This is a genomic window from Chryseobacterium sp. NG-CE01 (assembly GCF_055695505.1).
Genome location: NZ_CM146369.1, coordinates 972,940 through 992,272 on the forward strand (window position 1 = coordinate 972,940; position 19,333 = coordinate 992,272).

22 protein-coding genes and 1 pseudogene are annotated in these 19,333 nt (G+C 37.7%); 6 read left to right on the plus strand and 17 right to left on the minus strand.

Translation table 11 applies throughout. The features are described 5' to 3' along the window. Positions 1-83: 83 nt before the first annotated feature. Both ACYT6F_RS04740 and porD read right to left on the minus strand, forming a co-directional pair. Positions 84-1,733, minus strand: coding sequence for a DNA repair protein RecN (locus tag ACYT6F_RS04740; RefSeq protein WP_472600109.1), 1,650 nt, complete (start codon positions 1,731-1,733; stop codon positions 84-86). A gap of 65 nt (positions 1,734-1,798) precedes the next feature. After that, entirely contained in the window at positions 1,799-2,707 is a 909-nt protein-coding gene (porD, locus tag ACYT6F_RS04745; protein ID WP_472600110.1) for a type IX secretion system protein PorD, read from the minus strand. A gap of 226 nt (positions 2,708-2,933) precedes the next feature. Between porD and ACYT6F_RS04750 the strand changes: the two genes are divergently transcribed. From ACYT6F_RS04750 to ACYT6F_RS04760, 3 genes and pseudogenes are all read left to right on the plus strand, one after another. Continuing rightward, on the plus strand, positions 2,934-3,467 hold the full coding sequence (locus ACYT6F_RS04750) for a carboxymuconolactone decarboxylase family protein (RefSeq protein WP_472600111.1): 534 nt from the start codon (positions 2,934-2,936) through the stop codon (positions 3,465-3,467). A gap of 67 nt (positions 3,468-3,534) precedes the next feature. Continuing rightward, a pseudogene (locus tag ACYT6F_RS04755) lies at positions 3,535-3,951 on the plus strand (DUF1348 family protein). A gap of 12 nt (positions 3,952-3,963) precedes the next feature. Next, positions 3,964-4,848 (plus strand): helix-turn-helix domain-containing protein, encoded by an 885-nt coding sequence (locus ACYT6F_RS04760; RefSeq protein ID WP_472600112.1) that lies wholly within the window; start codon positions 3,964-3,966, stop codon positions 4,846-4,848. A 60-nt stretch (positions 4,849-4,908) separates the two neighbouring features. On the opposite strand, the gene coaBC is transcribed toward ACYT6F_RS04760, so the two are convergent. From coaBC to ACYT6F_RS04780, 4 genes are all read right to left on the minus strand, one after another. Further along, entirely contained in the window at positions 4,909-6,114 is a 1,206-nt protein-coding gene (gene coaBC / locus ACYT6F_RS04765) for a bifunctional phosphopantothenoylcysteine decarboxylase/phosphopantothenate--cysteine ligase CoaBC (protein WP_472600113.1), read from the minus strand. Positions 6,115-6,233: 119 nt separating this feature from the next. After that, positions 6,234-6,557: a DNA-directed RNA polymerase subunit omega gene (locus ACYT6F_RS04770; RefSeq protein ID WP_027378789.1), complete on the minus strand. Its 324-nt coding sequence runs from the start codon at positions 6,555-6,557 to the stop codon at positions 6,234-6,236. A 41-nt stretch (positions 6,558-6,598) separates the two neighbouring features. Then, the gene (locus ACYT6F_RS04775) at positions 6,599-7,594 is read right to left on the minus strand and encodes an outer membrane protein assembly factor BamD (RefSeq protein WP_472600114.1); all 996 of its coding nucleotides are present in this window, start codon (positions 7,592-7,594) and stop codon (positions 6,599-6,601) included. A gap of 103 nt (positions 7,595-7,697) precedes the next feature. Then, complete coding sequence (locus tag ACYT6F_RS04780) at positions 7,698-8,327, minus strand: TetR/AcrR family transcriptional regulator (protein WP_472600115.1); 630 nt, start codon at positions 8,325-8,327, stop codon at positions 7,698-7,700. A 98-nt stretch (positions 8,328-8,425) separates the two neighbouring features. Between ACYT6F_RS04780 and ACYT6F_RS04785 the strand changes: the two genes are divergently transcribed. The 3 genes from ACYT6F_RS04785 (at position 8,426) to rnpA (ending at position 10,273) form a co-directional block, all read left to right on the plus strand. Beyond that, the gene (locus ACYT6F_RS04785) at positions 8,426-9,052 is read left to right on the plus strand and encodes a TatD family hydrolase (RefSeq protein WP_472600116.1); all 627 of its coding nucleotides are present in this window, start codon (positions 8,426-8,428) and stop codon (positions 9,050-9,052) included. After that, complete coding sequence (locus tag ACYT6F_RS04790; protein ID WP_472600117.1) at positions 9,045-9,770, plus strand: tRNA threonylcarbamoyladenosine dehydratase; 726 nt, start codon at positions 9,045-9,047, stop codon at positions 9,768-9,770. The genes ACYT6F_RS04785 and ACYT6F_RS04790 overlap by 8 nt, the downstream gene beginning before the upstream one ends. Positions 9,771-9,895: 125 nt before the next feature. Then, positions 9,896-10,273 (plus strand): ribonuclease P protein component, encoded by a 378-nt coding sequence (rnpA, locus tag ACYT6F_RS04795; RefSeq protein WP_472600118.1) that lies wholly within the window; start codon positions 9,896-9,898, stop codon positions 10,271-10,273. 65 nt (positions 10,274-10,338) lie between these two features. On the opposite strand, the gene ACYT6F_RS04800 is transcribed toward rnpA, so the two are convergent. The 11 genes from ACYT6F_RS04800 to ACYT6F_RS04850 form a co-directional block, all read right to left on the minus strand. Next, the gene (locus tag ACYT6F_RS04800) at positions 10,339-10,530 is read right to left on the minus strand and encodes a hypothetical protein (RefSeq protein WP_472600119.1); all 192 of its coding nucleotides are present in this window, start codon (positions 10,528-10,530) and stop codon (positions 10,339-10,341) included. 4 nt (positions 10,531-10,534) lie between these two features. Further along, on the minus strand, positions 10,535-12,682 hold the full coding sequence (locus ACYT6F_RS04805; RefSeq protein ID WP_472600120.1) for a hypothetical protein: 2,148 nt from the start codon (positions 12,680-12,682) through the stop codon (positions 10,535-10,537). 1 nt (position 12,683) lies between these two features. Further along, entirely contained in the window at positions 12,684-13,232 is a 549-nt protein-coding gene (locus ACYT6F_RS04810; protein ID WP_472600121.1) for an LptE family protein, read from the minus strand. Next, complete coding sequence (locus ACYT6F_RS04815) at positions 13,222-13,911, minus strand: hypothetical protein (RefSeq protein ID WP_472600122.1); 690 nt, start codon at positions 13,909-13,911, stop codon at positions 13,222-13,224. The genes ACYT6F_RS04810 and ACYT6F_RS04815 overlap by 11 nt, the downstream gene beginning before the upstream one ends. 5 nt (positions 13,912-13,916) lie before the next feature. Beyond that, positions 13,917-15,209, minus strand: a complete 1,293-nt coding sequence (locus ACYT6F_RS04820; protein ID WP_472600123.1) for a sigma-54 interaction domain-containing protein — start codon at positions 15,207-15,209, stop codon at positions 13,917-13,919. Between the two features lie 72 nt (positions 15,210-15,281). Continuing rightward, the gene (locus ACYT6F_RS04825; protein ID WP_472600124.1) at positions 15,282-15,713 is read right to left on the minus strand and encodes a hypothetical protein; all 432 of its coding nucleotides are present in this window, start codon (positions 15,711-15,713) and stop codon (positions 15,282-15,284) included. Between the two features lie 9 nt (positions 15,714-15,722). After that, positions 15,723-15,974 carry a DUF1016 N-terminal domain-containing protein gene (locus ACYT6F_RS04830; protein ID WP_472600125.1) on the minus strand — a complete coding sequence of 84 codons (252 nt, stop codon included), beginning with the start codon at positions 15,972-15,974 and terminating at the stop codon, positions 15,723-15,725. 119 nt (positions 15,975-16,093) lie between these two features. Continuing rightward, positions 16,094-17,530, minus strand: a complete 1,437-nt coding sequence (gene miaB / locus ACYT6F_RS04835; RefSeq protein WP_472600126.1) for a tRNA (N6-isopentenyl adenosine(37)-C2)-methylthiotransferase MiaB — start codon at positions 17,528-17,530, stop codon at positions 16,094-16,096. Between the two features lie 126 nt (positions 17,531-17,656). Next, positions 17,657-18,385 carry an energy transducer TonB gene (locus tag ACYT6F_RS04840; RefSeq protein WP_472600127.1) on the minus strand — a complete coding sequence of 243 codons (729 nt, stop codon included), beginning with the start codon at positions 18,383-18,385 and terminating at the stop codon, positions 17,657-17,659. Beyond that, positions 18,378-18,794 (minus strand): energy transducer TonB, encoded by a 417-nt coding sequence (locus ACYT6F_RS04845; RefSeq protein WP_472600128.1) that lies wholly within the window; start codon positions 18,792-18,794, stop codon positions 18,378-18,380. The genes ACYT6F_RS04840 and ACYT6F_RS04845 overlap by 8 nt, the downstream gene beginning before the upstream one ends. Before the next feature lie 14 nt (positions 18,795-18,808). Beyond that, on the minus strand, positions 18,809-19,306 hold the full coding sequence (locus tag ACYT6F_RS04850) for a hypothetical protein (protein WP_472600129.1): 498 nt from the start codon (positions 19,304-19,306) through the stop codon (positions 18,809-18,811). Positions 19,307-19,333 lie beyond the last annotated feature (27 nt).

Here is a 19,333-nt window from a genome sequence, read left to right on the forward strand (position 1 = left end):
GATCCTTTCAGGATGACAGACTAAATTAAAAAAAAGACCTCTGAAAAATTCGGAAGTCTTTATATGTTTAAATTAATTTAAATTTATCCTATTAATTCTTTAGCCTGCGCCAACGCTGCTTCTGTGATTTTACTTCCGGAAAGAAGCTGGGCTATTTCATTGAGCTTTTCCTCAGCACTTAAAGGAACGATAGTAGATTGCGTTCTTCCGGCAACATCCTGCTTTACTACTTTATAGTTATTGTTTCCTTTTGCCGCAACCTGCGCAAGGTGAGAAATCACGATCAGCTGCATATCGGCAGACATTTCGCGCATCAGGTTTCCGATCTCTTCCGCTACTTTTCCGGAAACTCCGGTATCGATTTCATCTAAAATTAAGGTCGGAAGCTCATCACTCTCGGCAATAATTTTCTTTACAGCCAGCATCACCCTCGATCTTTCACCACCGGAAATGGCTGTCTGAATAGGTTTTAAAGGAAATCCGGAATTGGCCTGAAACAACAGCTGAATATTTTCTTTCCCAAACTGATTGAAATCCGCAGCATCCTGCAATTCAATATCCACTCTGGCTTTCTCAAGGCCTAATTTTTTGAGTAGAGCTTCTGCTTTCTTAATGAAGACAGGAATATGTTTTTTTCTGTTTTTTGATAATGTGCCGGATAACGTCTGAAGTGATTTTTCTTTTTTAGCAATATTGGCCTGAATTTCTTCAATCTGGGATTCCAGCTCAGAAGCTCCCTGCTGTTCTCCCGCAAGCTGATCCCTGATTTCTTTTAACCCCGTAACATCAGTAACATTATGCTTTACAAAAAGGCTGTTGATCCTGTTATTCAATTCGATTAACAGAAACAGATTTTCCGGGTTGACTTCAATATTTTCCGCCTCATCTTCCAGTTCGGAAATGATGTCTTTCAGTTCCACAAAAGAAGCTTCCAGCCTTTCATCAAGTTCTGCAAAGCTAGCAGATACTTCTGCAATTCTGGAGAGTTTGTTCTTAGCCTCATTAAAAAATGAGAAAATCCCTACCTCTTCCTGATGAAATCTCGACAGTACCTGAGCCAGATTATCAGAGATCATTTCAGCGTTTTCCTGTATAGAAAGCTGGTTCTGAAGCTCATCATAATCTACATCATCCAGATGGAGCTCTTCCAGCTCATTGAGAAGAAATGTTTTATAATCGCTTTCCTTATTGGCTTCCGAGAGCTGTGTCTGAAGTTTCTTAAGCTGTGTTTTAAGACTTTGGAAATCTGAAAATTCATTCTGATAATCATGGATGATCTGTCTGTTATCAGAAAGTCCGTCAATGATTTTGAACTGGTATTCTGCGGTAAAAAGATTGGAGGTTTCAAACTGTGAATGAATATCAATCAGTCGGGAAGACAGTTCTTTTAAAATATCCAGGGTGACCGGAACATCGTTAATGAATGCCCGTGATTTTCCGGAAGGTAAGATTTCCCTTCTGATGATGGTCTGGTGCTCATAATCCAGATCGTTTTCGATAAAGAATTTTTTAAACTGATTATTTAAAGAAAACTCGGTTTCAACGATGCTTTTCTCTTCTGCTTTTGAGATCGATTTTACATCTGCCCTTTCTCCAAGGATCAGTCGCAAAGCACCCAAAATAATAGATTTCCCGGCACCGGTTTCCCCGGTGATTACCTGCAGACCGTTATGCAAAGACACTTCAAGGGTGTCAATAAGGGCAAAATTTTTAATGTATATTCTCGAAAGCATTGATAATAGCGATTATTTTAGCTATTGCAAATATAGAACATTAGATTTCAGGATTCAAATGAAGATTACTGTTTCCACTTGTTCCAACGGGACTCTGTACTTTTGGGTGAAAGAATCATCATTTCGTTTTTCAGATCTCCCAAAACAATACCTCCGTTGTTTCCTGAATTGAAAATATTGAAAATCTCGTCTGCCTTCGTATCTAAGATAAGATTGATAAAATAGGCCTGTTGGAAAGAGTTTTCGTATTGTTTTAGCTGCATTAAAGCGTCAAAAATTACTTTTTTTGCAGCTGTCTGGTCCTGGTTAAAAAGATTATCGAGTCCTGCTCGGTGGTAAGAATAAATTGTTGCACGGAGCTGGCTCCAGTTCGGACTCATGATTTCTTTGATCAAAATGGAACGGCTTCTCGGCTCGTTGATCTGCTTCCATCCGTCATACGTATTCTGAGATTCCCCGTTCTGGGCAATCTGCTGTGCCTTCTGATACCATTGGGTTCCTGCCATCGACTGAAAACTGTCTGCATCAACCCCCAAAATTACATAGACATAAAAGCTGATGACATCGATAAGGTTTTTTCCTGAAAATTGCCTTTCATTGAAAATAAGGTTTTCATTTTCCACGTAATCGAAAGAAAAGCGCTGATCCTGAAGATTGAGAAGCGGTGATTCATAAGTTGTGTTATACACCGGACGTACCGCCTGTACAACAATATTTCCTCTGAAACGGTTTCCATCTCTTTCGCTGATGACGATGGCAAAATTTGATTTTATTTTTTCGAAGTTCTGAAGTCTTTTACCGGTCCAGCTGGTGTTATTGATAAAATCCCGGAGGCTTTTCTCCAAGGCCTTGTAAGCGGCCTGGTTACTTCCTCCCAGCTGTTGGGCATTCACCTGCACGGTAGCCAGCAGTTCCTGAGAAAAACTAAAATTACACAAAAAGAGAAGTAAAAATATGCTTAAAAATTTTTTCATTTTTATAGTAAAGATTGAGAACGGAAATTTATTAAAATTATTCTTATCAAACGACAAAAATATCCGGAATTGAGTGCCGCATATCCGCATTTTCTGCTAAAAACGGAAATCCAAAGGAGCAAAGAGAAAATTGTCCATCAACTTGCGTAAATAATCCATTTTAAAGTTCCCTGCGCTGTAGCAATTTTGTACTGTCAATAATGACACAACATAAAACATAAAAAAAATGACACATTTTCAAGTTCCGGCAAGAGATGAAGTATCTGCGGAAAACCAGGAGATTTTTGATAATCTTAAAAAAAATTTAGGAATGGTTCCAAATCTGTATGCGGTAATGGCATCATCTGAAACCGCACTAAAAAACTATCTCGCTTTTCAGAATGCTAAAACCTCCTTTTCAAACAAAGAAAAACAGGCTGTAAATTTAATAGTAAGCCAGGTAAATGATTGTCACTACTGTCAGTCGGCACATACACTGTTAGCTACACTTGCCGGATTCACCGAAGAGCAGACTATAGAAATCAGAAAAGGAGATGTTTCTTTTGATCATCAACTGAATGCCCTGGTTGCTCTTGCAAAAGAAATAACCGTTAAAAGAGGATTTGCCTCAGACGAGACTGTCGACGCTTTTATCAATGCCGGCTATACAAAAGCACATCTGGTAGAGCTCGTATTATTGGTTACAGAAAAAACAGCAATGAACTATCTGCATGCGGTCACTAAAGTAGAAATCGATTTTCCTCCGGCTAAAGTTATTTAAATTTTAATTCTAAAAATGATGCTGTCATTTTATCATATTGCAGCATCATTTTTTTAACAAAAAAAGAATGGAAGAAAAAAGATTACCTCTGCCGCCGTTTACAATGGAAACTGCTTTACAAAAAGTTCAGATGGCCGAAGATGCATGGAATACAAGAGACCCCGAAAAAGTATGTTTAGCTTACACGGAAAATACCGAATGGAGAAACCGCACCGAATTCATTAACGGAAGAGGAGAAGTGAAGCAGTTTTAAAAAAAGAAATGGGAAAAGGAACTGGAATATAAACTTAAAAAAGAACTGTGGGGTTTCAGAGAAAACCGAATGGCTGTCCGGTTTGAATATGAATGGCGCGACAAGAGCGGGCAATGGTTTCGCAGCTATGGAAATGAGCTTTGGGAATTTGATGGAAACGGATATATGCAAAAGAGATTTGCAAGCATCAATGATATTCCGATTAAAGAAACAGAGCGTAGATTAAAATAATATATTTGTGATATGGAAAATCAAATGGTGCATACTCTTATCAATCCCCAGAACGGAAATCTGGCGTTCAAAATTTTCGCATTTGAAGATGGCTGTTATTTTGATCATATTCAACGCAATAATTATTATTCTCTGATATGGTTTCATCAGGGAAATGGTACTGTAAGAGCTGATTTTTCCGAGTATGAATTTGCTGCCGGAAGCCTTTTTGCCTTTTCACCGTATCAACCCTTTATGATAAGTTCAGGGGAACAGATCAGCGGTATTGTATTACAGTTTCATCCGGATTTTTTCTGCATCCACAAGCACCAGACAGAAGTTGCCTGCAACGGGATATTGTTCAATAACATTTACAACCCGCCATTTGTAACGATTGATGAAGGTACTTCATTAAAACTCAGCACGCTCATAGAGCAAATGAAAGCTGAGATACAAAACCCGGCGTTAGCTCAATATGAGCTATTAATTTCTTACCTGAAAATATTTTTAATTGCATTATGCCGGCTAAAGACAGAACAGGAACCAGGTGCTTTCCAGACTGCAGCCGATCTGAAAGAGCCATTCATTCTTCAAAACCTTAAAGAGGCCATTGAAAGGGATTTTAAGACGAAACATTCGGCAAGTGATTATGCGGAATCTTTAAATATTTCTGTTAAAGCTTTAGCTAAAATTACAAAGGGCCATTTCAACAGAACACTTACGGAACTGATTTCAGAAAGAATAATTATTGAAGCCAAAAGAGAGCTTTATCTCAGCAACAAAGCAGTAAAAGAAATTGCATTTGAACTGGGTTATCAGGATGAATATTATTTCAGCAGATTCTTCAAGGCCAATGTAAGCATTTCTCCTCAAATGTACAGGGAAACCGTAGGTTTTGGCCGTAGCATGTTTAATTAACCAAATTGTTACTTTTCATGAACCGCAAAAACTTTAAATAAAATAAATAATTTAAACTTATTATTTATTTAAAAGCTGATCTTCGATACAGTCCAGAATATCTTTAGCGACCTCATCTTTAGATTTCAGATCAAATACTTTCTTTTCGGTCTTTGTAAATATTTTTATCTTATTGGTATCATTTTTAAATCCTGCTCCTTCATCACGAAGAGAATTCAGGACGATCATATCGAGATTTTTCTTTTCAAATTTTGCTTTGGCGTTTTCTTCTTCATTTTGAGTTTCCAGCGCAAAACCAACCAAAAACTGATGCGTTTTCTTTTCGCCCATGGTCCTCAGAATGTCAGGATTTTTAACCAGTTCAATGGTTAAATTTTCATCATTCTTTTTAATTTTTTCCGGCGCCACTTCTTTGGGAGCATAATCTGCGACTGCTGCGCTGGCAATTCCTATATCTGCGGAATCATAAAATTCAAAAACTTTTGCCAGCATTTCTTTTGCCGAGGTTACTTTGTGCAGTTCAATGTTTTTGTGAACTGCTTTTTCAGCGCTTGGTCCCGAAATCAAAATAACCCTCGCACCTCTTCTGGAAGCTTCTTCTGCAAGGGAGAAACCCATCTTACCCGAAGAATGATTTCCGATAAATCTTACAGGATCAATCGCTTCGTAAGTGGGTCCTGCTGTAATTAAAACGGTTTTGCCTTCCAGCGTTTTATTTATCTCCGAATTAAAAAAATCTTCAATGATCCGGGCGATGGTTGAAGGTTCCGACATTCTTCCCTGTCCGCTCAGTCCACTTGCCAGTTCCCCGGTCTCCGCAGGAATAATAACATGTCCGAAGCTTTCTGCGAGCTCAAGGTTTCTTTTTGTTGAAGGATGTGCATACATATCGAGATCCATTGCAGGAGCGATAAAAACAGGACATTTTGCGGACATATAGGTTGCTATTACCAGATTATCACACATTCCGTGAACCATTTTGGAGAGGGTATTTGCCGTACATGGAGCCATAATCATCACATCTGCCCACAGCGCCATCTCTACATGGCTGTTCCACGTTCCGTTATCGCTGTAAAAATCTGAGTATACCGGTTTTTTGGAGAGTGTGGAAATACTGAGCTTTGTCACGAAATGTTCTGCGTCAGGGGTCATAATGACCTGTACTTCTGCACCTTTTTTAATAAAATCCCTGATCAGAAAGTGAATTTTGTATGCTGCAATTCCTCCAGAAACCGCGATGAGAATTTTTTTCCCGGAAAGACTCATTCCATTTAATTTTAAGAATACTAAATTACTTATTTTTTCTTAGAAAGCTGTTTCAACAACAAAGGTCATAAAGAAAAGATTTCCTTTATGACCCTCATTTATTAAAAATACGTTGATTCTTATTTTCTTTCTTCAGTTTTTCTGAAGTAAATATCTTCGTTCAGCCATTCTTCGATAGCAATGGAAGTTGGTTTCGGAAGCTTTTCGTAATGCTTTGAGATTTCGATCTGCTCTCTGTTTTCGAAAACTTCTTCTAATGTAGAATTGTGAACAGCAAACTCATCAAGCTTATTGTGCAGTTCCGTACGGATTTCAGCATTGATCTGCTCTGCTCTTTTTCCCATGATAACAATCGCTTCGTAGATTGAACCTACTTTGTCTTCAATCTTATCCTTATCGTAAGTAATGGTATTTACTTCTGCTTTTGTATCTTTTACACTCATTTTGAGAATATTATTTTTATTTAAGTTCGCAAATTTACGAATTATCTTTGAATTTTGAAAGTCGCTGCCGGCGGAGGGGTGTTAATCGCTGCACTGTCCCTCTGGATCTGCATTGCTTTCTTCTCTGCCTCTACCTGATCTTTCATCTGCTGCTCAGTTTTTGTCTTTTCATCGTTCTGAGCCTGCAGTTTTTTCTGTCTTTCGGTTAATGCCGCAATTCTTGCTTCGGTCTGCTTTTTAACAACTACGAAATCTTTCTTTTCTTTTTCAAGCCTTTCTCTGATATCCAATGCTGTTTTGGCAAGCTCCGTATTCGGCATTTCTTTTTCGATCTGTCTGGAAAAGGCCAATGCGCTCTCTATACGCTCGTCTTTCAGGTCATAAACCGATTTTGTAGCCAGTTCATATCGTGATTTTATGATGTAATCATAAATCTGCGGACGAAGTTTCGTGCTTGGGAAATCTTCAAGAACATTCTCCAATGCTACGTTTGCTGCTTTATATTCACCCATTTTGAAGTACTGCCTTGCGTTTTCATACGCTTTGAATTCAAGCTTGTAAGACAATTCATCAATCAGGGTATTGATATTTTTAGATCGTTCCGAATTCGGATAGTTGTTAAGGAAATCCTGCAATTCTGTGATGGCAGACTGTGTGGTAGACTGATCCAGGTTGTAATCCATAGATCCTTCGTAATAACATAAAGCCGCCATGTAAGCTGCTTCTTCTGCTCTGGGATCTTTCGGGAAATTCACCGAAAAGTTTTTAAACTGGTTTCCGGCTAATCTGAAATTCTTATCATAGTAGTTGGCATACGCTGTATTAAACGCCACATTCGGGAAGTCATCCGTTCCTGCCACTAAGTTGGCAAGCCTGTCATAAAGAGCCAATGCATTCTTCCATTTCTTTTTAGCGAAATTTTCATTGGCGGTTTTCAGGATGAGGTTTTTATCCGCACTTTTCATTGCTCTTTCCTGCTTGCTTACGCACGATGAAAGTACAGCTACAGCAAAAAGACCTAAAATATATTTTTTCATATAAAAAATTCAACAGTTTTCGGATTATACAGCCGATTTACTAATTTGCAAAAATATAACTTTTTTGTCAATAGATTTTTTTTTATGATTATTTAACGTAATTTTAGTCTGCTGCGTATCCCAAAATGGCAAAAACACTCATTAAGAGATTCATTCTTACTTTTTTTTCGGCCTCTTTGGAATACGTTTCTTCACTTTTGCTGGGAACATAGAGTTCATAAAAATTCCGGTTCCGGATGACAAATAACGTAGACCCGATAATGGTTGTGAGAATATCTTCAGGCTTCGGAGTAAAGGTAAATACTCCTGAAGTCACTCCTTTTTTGATAACTTCATCCAGTTTTTTAACAAACAGCTGGTAGAAATCCATTAATTCGTCTTTGAGGTTTTCCGTATGCCGCAGTTCCTGGGTAACAAACCCGTGAAAGTAATTGTATTTAAATAATTGTGCGACAATATATTTGATGATTTCTTTCATCTGCATTTCAGGTTTACCTTCTTTAATGGTATCTGCAAATTCGGAAAAGTTTTCTCTGGTCTTCAAAACCCTGTATTGATAGAGATAAGACATCATTTTCTCTTTAGATCCGAAATAATAAGAAATCATTGCAACATTGATATTTGCTTTGGAACAGATGTCTCTTACTGATGTGCCCTCGTAGCCTTTTTTTGCAATAAGCTCTTCGGCGATGTCTAAAATGTGGATTTGTTTTTCTGTAAATTTTTTCTTCATGCAATGTACTTTTAAGTAAAGTTAAGAATTTTTAACAGATTTATAAACGTTCGTTTAAGGAATTTTACAGAACTTCCAAATTAATAGTATTTTTGAATATGGATTTTTTTGATTTTCATCACCATAAGAGAAATACTGCCTTTGGAATTTACAATCTGGATATGAATGATATTCCTCCGGGTGTCCCTTTTTCCGTCGGAATTCATCCTAAAGCAATTGATATACGCCTTATCGAAAAGCAGTTCCAGTGGCTTGAGGAGAGCATTACCGAAAAGTGTATCGCCATCGGAGAATGCGGACTGGACTCTTTTGCTGAGACGGATCAGAAAGTCCAGGAAGATGTTTTTCTGAGACAGATCAGGATTTCCAATGAGGTTAAAAAGCCTTTGATCATTCATTGTGTACGGAAATTTTATGAAGTGATTTCTTTAAAAAAATATGCAGAACAGCCGATGATTATTCATGGTTTTAATAAAAAAGAACGCATCGCGGAAGACCTGCTGAAAAATAATTTTTACCTGAGTTTTGGAAAAGCGGTTTTGTATAATTTATCTTTGCAAAATACTTTGAAAATTACTCCTTTAGACAAAATATTTTTAGAAACCGACAATGATGATTTCAAGATCAGGGATCTGTATCTTAAAGCTGCGGAAATAAAGGGTATTTCCCCGGAGAATTTACATAAACAAATTTTAGAAAATTTAGAGACAATAAAAAATGGATAAATACTGGTTGGAAAGAACAGAGCTTCTGATCAAGGAGGAAGGTCTGGAAAAGCTGACAAAGGCGAATGTGCTGGTGATAGGTCTGGGCGGTGTCGGCTCTTTTGCCGCGGAATTCATAGCCAGAGCCGGCGTCGGCAATATGACGATTGTAGATGGCGACACGGTAGATATTACCAACATCAACAGGCAGCTTCCTGCTCTGCATTCAACCGTAGGAAAGCATAAGGTGGAAGTCGTGGCAGAAAGGCTTTTAGACATCAATCCTAAGCTGAATTTAACCCAAATCAACGAATTCCTCAACCCGGAAAGAATGGGCCAGATTCTCGATGAGGGAAAATTTGACTACATCCTCGACTGCATCGACAGTGTAACGCCCAAACTGACCTTGCTAATTGCAGCAAGAAGAAGAAAAATAAAAGTGGTAAGCTCTATGGGAGCCGGCGGAAAAACAGACCCAAGTAAAGTCATGGTGCGGGATATCAGCAAAACCCACAACTGCTACCTTGCAAAACAGGTACGAAAAAGACTGAAAAAAGAGAAAATCAATAAAGGAATCCGCTGTGTTTTTTCAAATGAAATTCAGAATGAGGAAAGTTTAAAAATGACCGACGGAAGCAATTATAAGAGATCTTTCTACGGAACCATCAGCTATATCCCTGCGATTTTCGGGTTGTATGCAGCTGCAGAAGTAATTAATCATCTGGTAAAAAAGGATTAATTTTTACATATCTAAAGTGCCGGACTCGCTGCAGTGCATATCAGTTATGAATAACAATAATGCCGGACCGGTCTGAGTTATCATCACTATACTAAAAAATTATCCCTTATATTTACAATCTGTACATGACGAACTTCACCTATCCCAGAGCCGAAAAACTCAAAAAAAACACCGAGATCTCTTTGCTTTTTGAAAAAGGCAAATGGAAGAGTAATGGCAATCTCAGGATTATTATTCTGAAAGACAAGCCTGCCGCTCCTGTTGAGAGCACGAAGTTTGCGGTTTCGGTTTCCAAGAAATATTTCAAAAAAGCGGTGCATAGAAACCGTATAAAAAGGCTGCTCAGGGAATGCTATCGTCTGAATAAGGATCTTTTCAGAGAGAGTTTTGGGGAGAAAACAATGGCCATGCTTTTCTGGGTATCTCCTGAATTGCCGGAAAAATTCCAGGATGTCGAGAAGCAGTTTATGGCGCTTTGCCAGTCGATGAAAAAAAGTTCCTGAAGAACGATAATGATATATTAACTACCAGCAAAATAAAACGGGGCGGAAAAAATTTCCGCCCCGTTTTATTTTAATTTCTTTTTATAATCTCCCAGAATAATTCCCAAAGGTCCTATCACAGGAAAAAGAATGAGCGCCAGATAAGGCAAAAGGCCAGATTTGTTTCTAAAAAGTTTCGCTACCGCTGTAATATACAATACAGCAATGATCATAAGAACAGCTATTATCTGAAAACCGTTTATTGAAAGTAGATTCATAAATTTATCCTTTGGTTCTGAAGTCTTTTATTTCCTGAATCCTGTTTTCGTAATATTCTTTCTTTTCAGGCGTCTTTTTAATTAAAATCTCAAATGCTTTAATTGCTTTCATATAAAGCTTTTGTTCAAAGTAAAGAGTGGCTAGGGTTTCTGTCATTAAATGAGAGATATCGTCTCCCTTTTCTTTTACGATGAAACTGCTTTCTTCCTTTAGCTGACTGATTTTCGGATTATTTTCAATAAATGCTTCAATAACCTTTTTCTTGATTTCAGTTTTCTCTTTGGGCGCTTCCTCCGATCTGTCGATCTTCAGCCAGCTCTGCCAGGTGTTGATGAATCCCGGAATATTGCTGTCAAGGATATTGGATTTCTTCTCTTCAGCGGTATTATCAACAGAAGGTGTCACCTCATTTTTTTGCTTGATATCTTCCTTTGGCTGTTCTGTATTGTTCTCCTGCTGTTTTTCAGGTTTCGGAATCGTCCAGCCGGAACCGAAGAATGACACGTTCATTACAGGAGCTTCTTCTTTACTTTCCTCTACCCCCGGAACAGAATCTTCTTTCCGTACATTTTCTGCAGATTGATCTTCAACTGATTCTGTTATTTGTTCTTCTTTAGATTCAGAGATTGCCTCATCAGAAATATTTGGTTCAGGCTTTACTTCTACAGTTTCTTTGTGTACGGATTCCGTCGCTGTTTCTGCCGGAATTTGGGGTATTGACGGACTTGCTTCAGATGATTTACTCAATAGTGAATCAGGAAGATTGGATTCGAGTGACATCGGTTTCCAGGCAGCATTCAAGTTCGGAGTATTTTCAGTGACAGCCTCTGAACTATTTTCTGAAACCTCTTCTGCCGTTTTTTCCGAAGGTTCAGGCTGAACATTCGCTTCAGCAACAGATTCATCAGTTACCTGCTCAGATTTTGGCTCTTCAGGTTTAACCTCAAAGCTTTGTGTTTCTGAAAAGCTGATATCGTGTCCTTCATTTTCGGGCTCTTCTTCTTTTTTAGATGTTTCGGAAGCTGCTTTTTCTTTCATCTTTTTCTCAACCTCTTCAATCAGCCTGCGCATTTCATCTTCATGCTTACTGAAATTCGACCGGGAAATTTCAGTTACTTTTTCTTCCGTGTTGGGTTGTATTTTTACTTCAGGAAGGAAAGATTCCATGCCGTGAAAGCTTAATTCAGCATCATCATGAATTGGTTTTTCTTCTTCTGACGATGATATCCTGTCTTCATTAATAATTGTTTCCGGGGTGAAATCTGCAGTTTTTTCTGTTTCATTTAAAGAAGATTTGTCATCTTCATTAGTCTCCTCAATTTCGATTTCATGAGCTTTAGTTTCGCTTGCAGACACTTCAATCTCCGGAAGGAAAGATTCAGTTTCGTGAAAACTTAATTCGGAGGCATCCAGTAGCTCTTCTTTTTCAGATTCTGAAGTTATTTTTTCTTCTTCAATAATGGTTTCCGGCGTAAAATTATCAGCCTCAACAATTTCAGAATCTTTATTTTCGTGACTATTGTCTGTATCTTCTTCCTGTACTTCTTCTTTTTTATCCAGTTTCTGAGTGATGATAGATCCTGATTCTAATGTAGCTTCAAGATCAATAACTTCCACATTTTCATCTTCAAGAAAATTTTCTTCCCCTTCGAATAAAATTCTGTTCCGCTCTCCTTTTACGAAAACTTTCTTTATTTCAGGTTTCGGCGCAGGAGGTATGCCAAAACTGCTTTCAGCTTCTGGCATTGTCTCTTCTTCTGCTTCCATGATTTCAGGCCTTTCCTGAACCGTCGGTTCCTCTTCTCTTTTTAGAGGAAAAACGGAAGCTTTGGACCGTAATAGAAGCTGAAGCGGATTTTCTGTCGGAATGATTTTCTCTTTTACCGTCTCCACAGGAGCTTCAGCTTTGAGTTTCTGCTGGATTTTACCGTTGATCAGCTGATAAAGGATTTTTTTATCCGTCGTATATGCCGCCGTAGTAGACAGTACTTTCTGATAATTTTCTTTATCATACAGATGAACCCCGTATAGATATAAGGCTCTGATATTTTGAATATAGGGAAAAGAATTAATTTCCTCTTTCAGAAGATGGAGATCTTCCGACTGAATGCTTTTTGGCGTCTTTAATAATTCTAAAACTCTATGATTCATCTTACCAGTTCGCTACAATGTCGTTAAATATTTTATTAATAATCCTGTCGGTCGCAATTTTCACCTGAGAGCTTTCGATATCAGACTGGGATAAATTGCTGTTGAAAACCGCTTCATCAGAATAGGTTCTGTCGAAACTCAGCTCAGGATGAATTCTGTTTTCATAATGTACCTTCACCGTAATCGTAAGCTTATTCTGGGATTCCTGAACGGTACCTCCTGTATTGGTAGGGACGGTATTCGAGCTGATGGTCGTCGGGGTAATGGAATAATCCGTAATTTCCCCTTCCACCAGAATATCCGGGTTTTCTTTGGTTCCTTTCAGCGTTGTTCTCTGTAAAAACCGGTTCTGAATATCCGTAGAGAACTGTTGTGACAGCGTAGGGTTTACCAATGGTGCGTTATTGGGGAACTCGTTGATCTGAATGGTTTTCTCATCTTTAAGCGATGAACCCGAGAAAGTGTAACATGAGTTCAGCATTGATAAACACAGCAGTAAAAGCCAGAATTTTGGCTGTCCGATTTTAATATTTTTAATTTTAAAGTTCATTTTTAATTCCAATTTCCTGAATTTCATCATATGTAATCTGCTTCAATGCATCTTCATAGGCAAAATAATGAGATGCATATGCAAAAGGTATTGTAAAAATCAACCCGATAAAGCAGGCAATAATTCCAAGTTGAGATAAAAATCCTACCGCCAGTGAATACAAAAAGATTGATAACAGATTTCCTTTAGTCATTACAGAAGAGATCTTCCATGCTTCTTTAATGTCTATAATTCTTCCAAGAGAAATTAATGCAGGCATATAAAACCCTTTTAGACAAACAATCAAAATAGCTATATACACGAAAATCATATAAATTATAAAGATAACCGGAAGACCTGCAGAAGGATCTCTGTCTGCCATCATCGGCATCATAAACAGCATCGGAATATAGATAGCCATTACTCCGGCAAATAAAACCAGCTGTATCAAAAAGTAAGGCGTAAAATCATCGAAATTAAAAATATCTCCTGCACTTACATTTTTACCCGCTTTTAAATCACGGCAATATTTATAAAAATTTCCCACTGCCAAAAGTCCGCAAAAAGGAATAATGGACATGATCATGGCAAGGAGAAAAGCTCCCAGCAAACTTCCAAAATTTGCTTTATAAAACTCGTATCCGTTGCTTATGTAATCTCCTAATTTGAAATTGACAGGTTTTGCATTAATTTTAATCATGATTATTATTCTTCTAAATTATATTGTTTTATTTTTCTGTACAGGGTTCTCTGGGAAATCCCCAGTTCATCTGCCGCTTTATTTCTTCTGCCTTTATGCTTTTCCAACGCTTTGATGATCAAATCCTTTTCATTATTCTGAAGGGATAAAGATTCAGGTCTGTGTTCCTCAATTTCTATATCTTCCACATCTTCATAACTGTCTTCCTGCCCGGAAATGATCGTAGGATTCTGAATAACCGGCGCGTCATTATTTTTATTTTCAAAGAACAATAATGAATTCGGGGCTACATTCTGCTGGCTTTCAGGGGTATAAATCCTGTTGATCAGATTTTTCTCGTGGCTGCTGAGATCTGAGGTTCCGCGGTTTTTTATCAATTCCGAAGTTAAGGATTTTAAATCATTAATATCGTTTCTCATATCAAAGAGAATTTTATACATGATTTCCCTTTCACTGCTGAAATCGCTTTGCTTTTGAGTATTAGGCGTATTTACTACCATCGGAAGATGCGATTCCATCGGGATGTACTCTGCCAGTTTCTCCGGGGTTACGTGTCTGTTTCTTTCTACAACGGTCATTTGCTCAACAAGATTTCTCAGCTGACGCACATTTCCGGGGAACGTATAGTTTTCGATATAATGTACCGCACCGGGCTCAAGTTCCAGTTCCGGCATTCTGTATTTCTCGGCAAAATCGATGGCAAATTTCCTGAACAACAGATGAATGTCTCCTTTTCTTTCTCTCAAAGGCGGCATATCAATCTGTACTGTATTTAAACGGTAATAAAGATCTTCCCGGAATCTTCCGTCCTGGATGGCCTTCATCATATTAACATTGGTGGCTGCTACAATCCTCACATTGGTCTTCTGAACCTGTGAAGATCCTACTTTCATGAATTCTCCGCTTTCTAAAACCCGTAACAGGCGAACCTGCGTCTGCAAAGGTAATTCTCCTACCTCATCAAGAAAAATAGTTCCGCCGTCTGCCACCTCAAAATATCCTTTTCTGGTTGCTGTTGCGCCGGTAAATGCCCCTTTTTCGTGTCCGAATAATTCCGAATCAATGGTTCCCTCCGGAATTGCTCCGCAGTTTACCACAATATAAGGCTGGTGTTTTCTTTTGGATTCTGAATGGATGATTTTTGGGATAAATTCTTTGCCGACACCACTTTCTCCGATAACAAGGACTGAAATGTCTGTTGGTGCTACCTGAATGGCTTTTTCCAAAGCGCGGTTTAAAGCCGGAAAGTTTCCGATAATTCCGAAACGGTTTTTTATATTTTGAAGCTCGTTGCTCATATGTAAAGTTTTAGATTATTTTTTTACAGTTTTGCTGTAAGGTTTAGTTAAATGTTCGATTTTGTCTGAATATTAACCAATTGCACTTAAATAATCTTTATTTCTGACTTTTGAAACTTTAGTTTTAAAATATAAAATTTTAGCAAAAAATACTTGCTTGCTGTTTTTCTCGAAATTTTTAAGGAGCAGTTTATGTTTTTGCTTTTCGGCAATATCTGCTCCGTACTTATTTTTAAAAGAAAATTTTTGATCCTGATCAGGATAGCTTCGTCCAATAAGATCAGCAGCATTTTCTTTATGACTGATTGCAAAATTCCGTACGGACCTTGTATGAACATCAAATTCTTTAGAAGCTTCATGATCCTGCTGCAAAATCTTACTGTATAGCCTGTACAATTGCTGGCAATCGGTGCTTTCCACACAGCCATTGCTGACATGCGCCGAGATGTTAGTACAGATAATTACCAACAATACACTTAGGCAATACTTATGAAGCTTTTCCATTGTCTGAGTTTAAAATGTTAATAAAATCCTGTTTTCAGTTTCATAGAATTTTTCTGTCAAATGTAATGACAAATCTTTAAGAACAGCTTTACCATATTCTGCTCTATTTTCTCCATTCTGTTCATCCTTCACAATCATTCTTCCTATTTCGTAATAGGTAAGTACAATGGTTTTATTTACTGCCACAGTAGCTTTTTTCCTTGCATTATCGAGTAATGAAGAAATGTTTTGTAAAAGCTGTGTATTTTGTAAATCTTTCATTTGAAAGAATATATTCTAAATTTTATTTTACCGTTGAATTGCACGCAGCCCGACTTGAGTGACTAAAAAGGGTAGTCCTTCGACAAGCTCAGGATAAACTCCAAAACTGCCCAAATAATCTACTTCACGGTTTCCCCTAAAAGTGTGCCCTGTGTATTATCAAAAACAAAAACGTCCACAATGTCACCAATTTTCTGTCCTTCCAGTTTATCAAAAACGCAAACAGCATTCTGGGAATTTCTTCCTTTCCATTGGTTTTCATTTTTTTTGGAAGTTCCTTCGATTAAGATCTGATGGGTTCTTCCTACGTAAGACTTCATTCTTTTTCTGGACAATTCTCCCTGTAAAGCAATTACTTCCGCAAGACGTCTCTGTTTAACATCAGCCGGAATATTGTCCTCCATTTTCTTGTGAGCAGGCGTTCCAGGCCTTTCTGAATAGGCAAACATATAACCGTAGTCATACTCTACTTCTCTCATTAAGCTTAATGTATCCTGGTGATCTTCCTCTGTTTCATTGCAGAAACCAACGATCATATCCTGAGAAAACGCTACTTCCGGAACGATTTCTTTGGCCTTTTTAATTAAATCTAAATATTCTTCGCGGGTATGCTGTCTGTTCATTGCCAAAAGCATATTATTGCTTCCGCTCTGAACCGGTAAATGCACATATTTGCAAATATTGTCGTGCTTCGCCATCATTCTGAATACGTCCAGACTCATATCCTGAGGATTTGAGGTTGAAAAACGGATTCTCATCTGGGGAACTGCTTTTGCTACTAAATCCAGCAATTGCGCAAAATTAACAGCAGTTGCTTTCTGCATTTCAGATGCTTTGATAAAGTCTTTTTTCGGGCCGCCTCCATACCAAAGATAGGAGTCTACATTCTGCCCTAAAAGTGTTATTTCTTTATATCCGTTTTCCCACAGGCTTCGGCATTCTTCTAAGATTGAATGCGGATCGCGGCTTCTTTCGCGACCTCTGGTGAACGGTACAACACAGAATGTGCACATATTATCACAACCTCTGGTAATCGTAACATAAGCCGTAACACCGTTTCCTCCGAGACGGACAGGATTGATGTCTGCATACGTTTCCTCCTTAGAAAGAATGACGTTGATGGCATCTCTTCCATCTTCGGTTTCTTTCAACAAATTAGGCAAATCGCGGTACGCATCGGGACCTACTACAAGATCTACCAATTGTTCTTCTTCCAGGAATTTTGTTTTCAGCCTTTCAGCCATGCAGCCTAAGACTCCAACCGTCATATTGGGTTTTTCTTTTTTCAGGTTTTTGAATTGGGAAAGTCGCATTCTCACCGTCTGTTCTGCTTTTTCACGGATGGAACATGTATTGAGGAGAATAAGATCTGCTTCTTCTACTTTAAGTGTTGTATTATAACCCTGTTCGTTAAGAATGGATGCAACAATCTCGGAGTCGGAGAAATTCATCTGACACCCATAGCTTTCCAGAAACAATTTCTTAGAATTGCCGTCTTTTTCAGCAATCGCAAAAGCTTCTCCCTGTTTTGTTTCGTCTATATATTTTTCCTGCACGATAATCTTATTTAAGGTTTAAAATTTAAGGTTTATAGCTCTACACATACAGATTTGAACTCAAAACATTAAATACTGAACTTATTGAATTTGCAAAGATACAAAATTGTGACAGAATGTCAGGAGTTAATCATTTCTGAATTTTATTTTAACTACATTTCTTGAAGAGATATTTTGCCCTCTGAATTTTGCAGGTGTCCATTTATCCTTCATTCTTTTGGTAACGGTATTAATATCATTCACAAACTGTTCAGATGAAGGAGACTTGGGAAAAATATCAAAATTTGATGCTTTACCATTTTCATCTACCGTAAAAGATAATTCAAAAATTCCCTCCGGCTTATACAAATCTGAAAGATATTGCGCTATTAAATAAGCAAGTTCTTTTCTGAAAGCATCAGTTCCTCCTTCATAGATTGCTTTTTCTGTCTGCTCTTTAGCATTATAGCCTGCTTTATAATCATCTCCGATCAAATCATTTGAAAAAAAAGGAAACTCATAGAGTTTACCATCAGAAGATGCCACGTTCTTACTGGGAAGCCAATCGTGAAGTTCTCCGAGTGTTTTCATAACATATTCGTAAGCACAAGGAGATTTTTGTATAAACTCTTTGGTTCTCTTATCGTTTATAAGTCCCGGTTTTCCTGCATGATTTATTTTAAGTCTAACATAAAAATATTCGTTTTTAGCACATTTTTGAAGATTTTTTTTCATCATAACATCGTGTATATCCTGATACATCTTTTCAGCACCTCCTTTGTAAGCTTCTTCTCCTACTGAATAATAAGCATTGTTAATCTGTGCACAGAAAAACGAATAATATAATAAAGCAAGTAACGGAAATATCTTAATCATGATCATACACATTATTGGTGAAATTCACCTTCATTACAAATTTAGAATCCACGGGAATGCCGTTTTTTGTTGCCGGTTTCCATTTGCCTTTTACTTTTTTAGCAGCATATTTTATATCGTCAATAAACATTTCATTGTTTTTGAATTTTGGCAGTACATCAATGTTACTGATTTTGCCTTTGGTGTCAATATTTAGTACAAAAGTAACCTGCCCCTGAATCGCATACAGGGCAATATCAATGTAAGCATGCACCATATTCATGAATTCTTTCCGAAAGGCCTCGTCACCACCCGGAAATTCCGCTTTCTGATAATTTTCTGAAGTCTGATAGGTTTGTACTGCTGTCTGCTGAGAAAAGCCTTTATGACCTAAAAGCAATAAAGGCAGCATTAAAAAATATTTTTTCATGGTTAAAAGTTGAGCTACACATCCGTTGCGATGGTAGACAGATTCATTTTGATTTTGATTTGTGATGTTACAGATTTTCCGTTGCAGGTTGCAGGAATCCAGTTTTTTTTGATTCTTCTTACGATATATTTCATATCATCGAAGAATACCTGGCTGTTGGCAACTTTAGGAGTTCCTTCAATATTGGTGACTTTTCCTTTTTCATTTACGGTAATGGTAAATGTGAAATCTCCGTTCAGAACATAAAAATCGGTATTGAGATACACATACATATATTTTCTCAGGATTTCTTTATAAGCAGGAATTCCACCTTCAAAAGAAGCCGCCTGGAAATCGTTACAGTTTTTTACGGCAACCTGCAACAAGGGTTCTTTAATGTCTATTTTTAAAATACTCTTGTTATTTTCCGTAATAAAATTATCATCCCTGTCTTCTACATCAAACTGAGCCCATGCAAAGTTAGAGATGAAAAGCGCTGATAAAAACACAATAGCTTTCATAGGATTATTCATAGATTTAATATAACAAAGATAGCATTA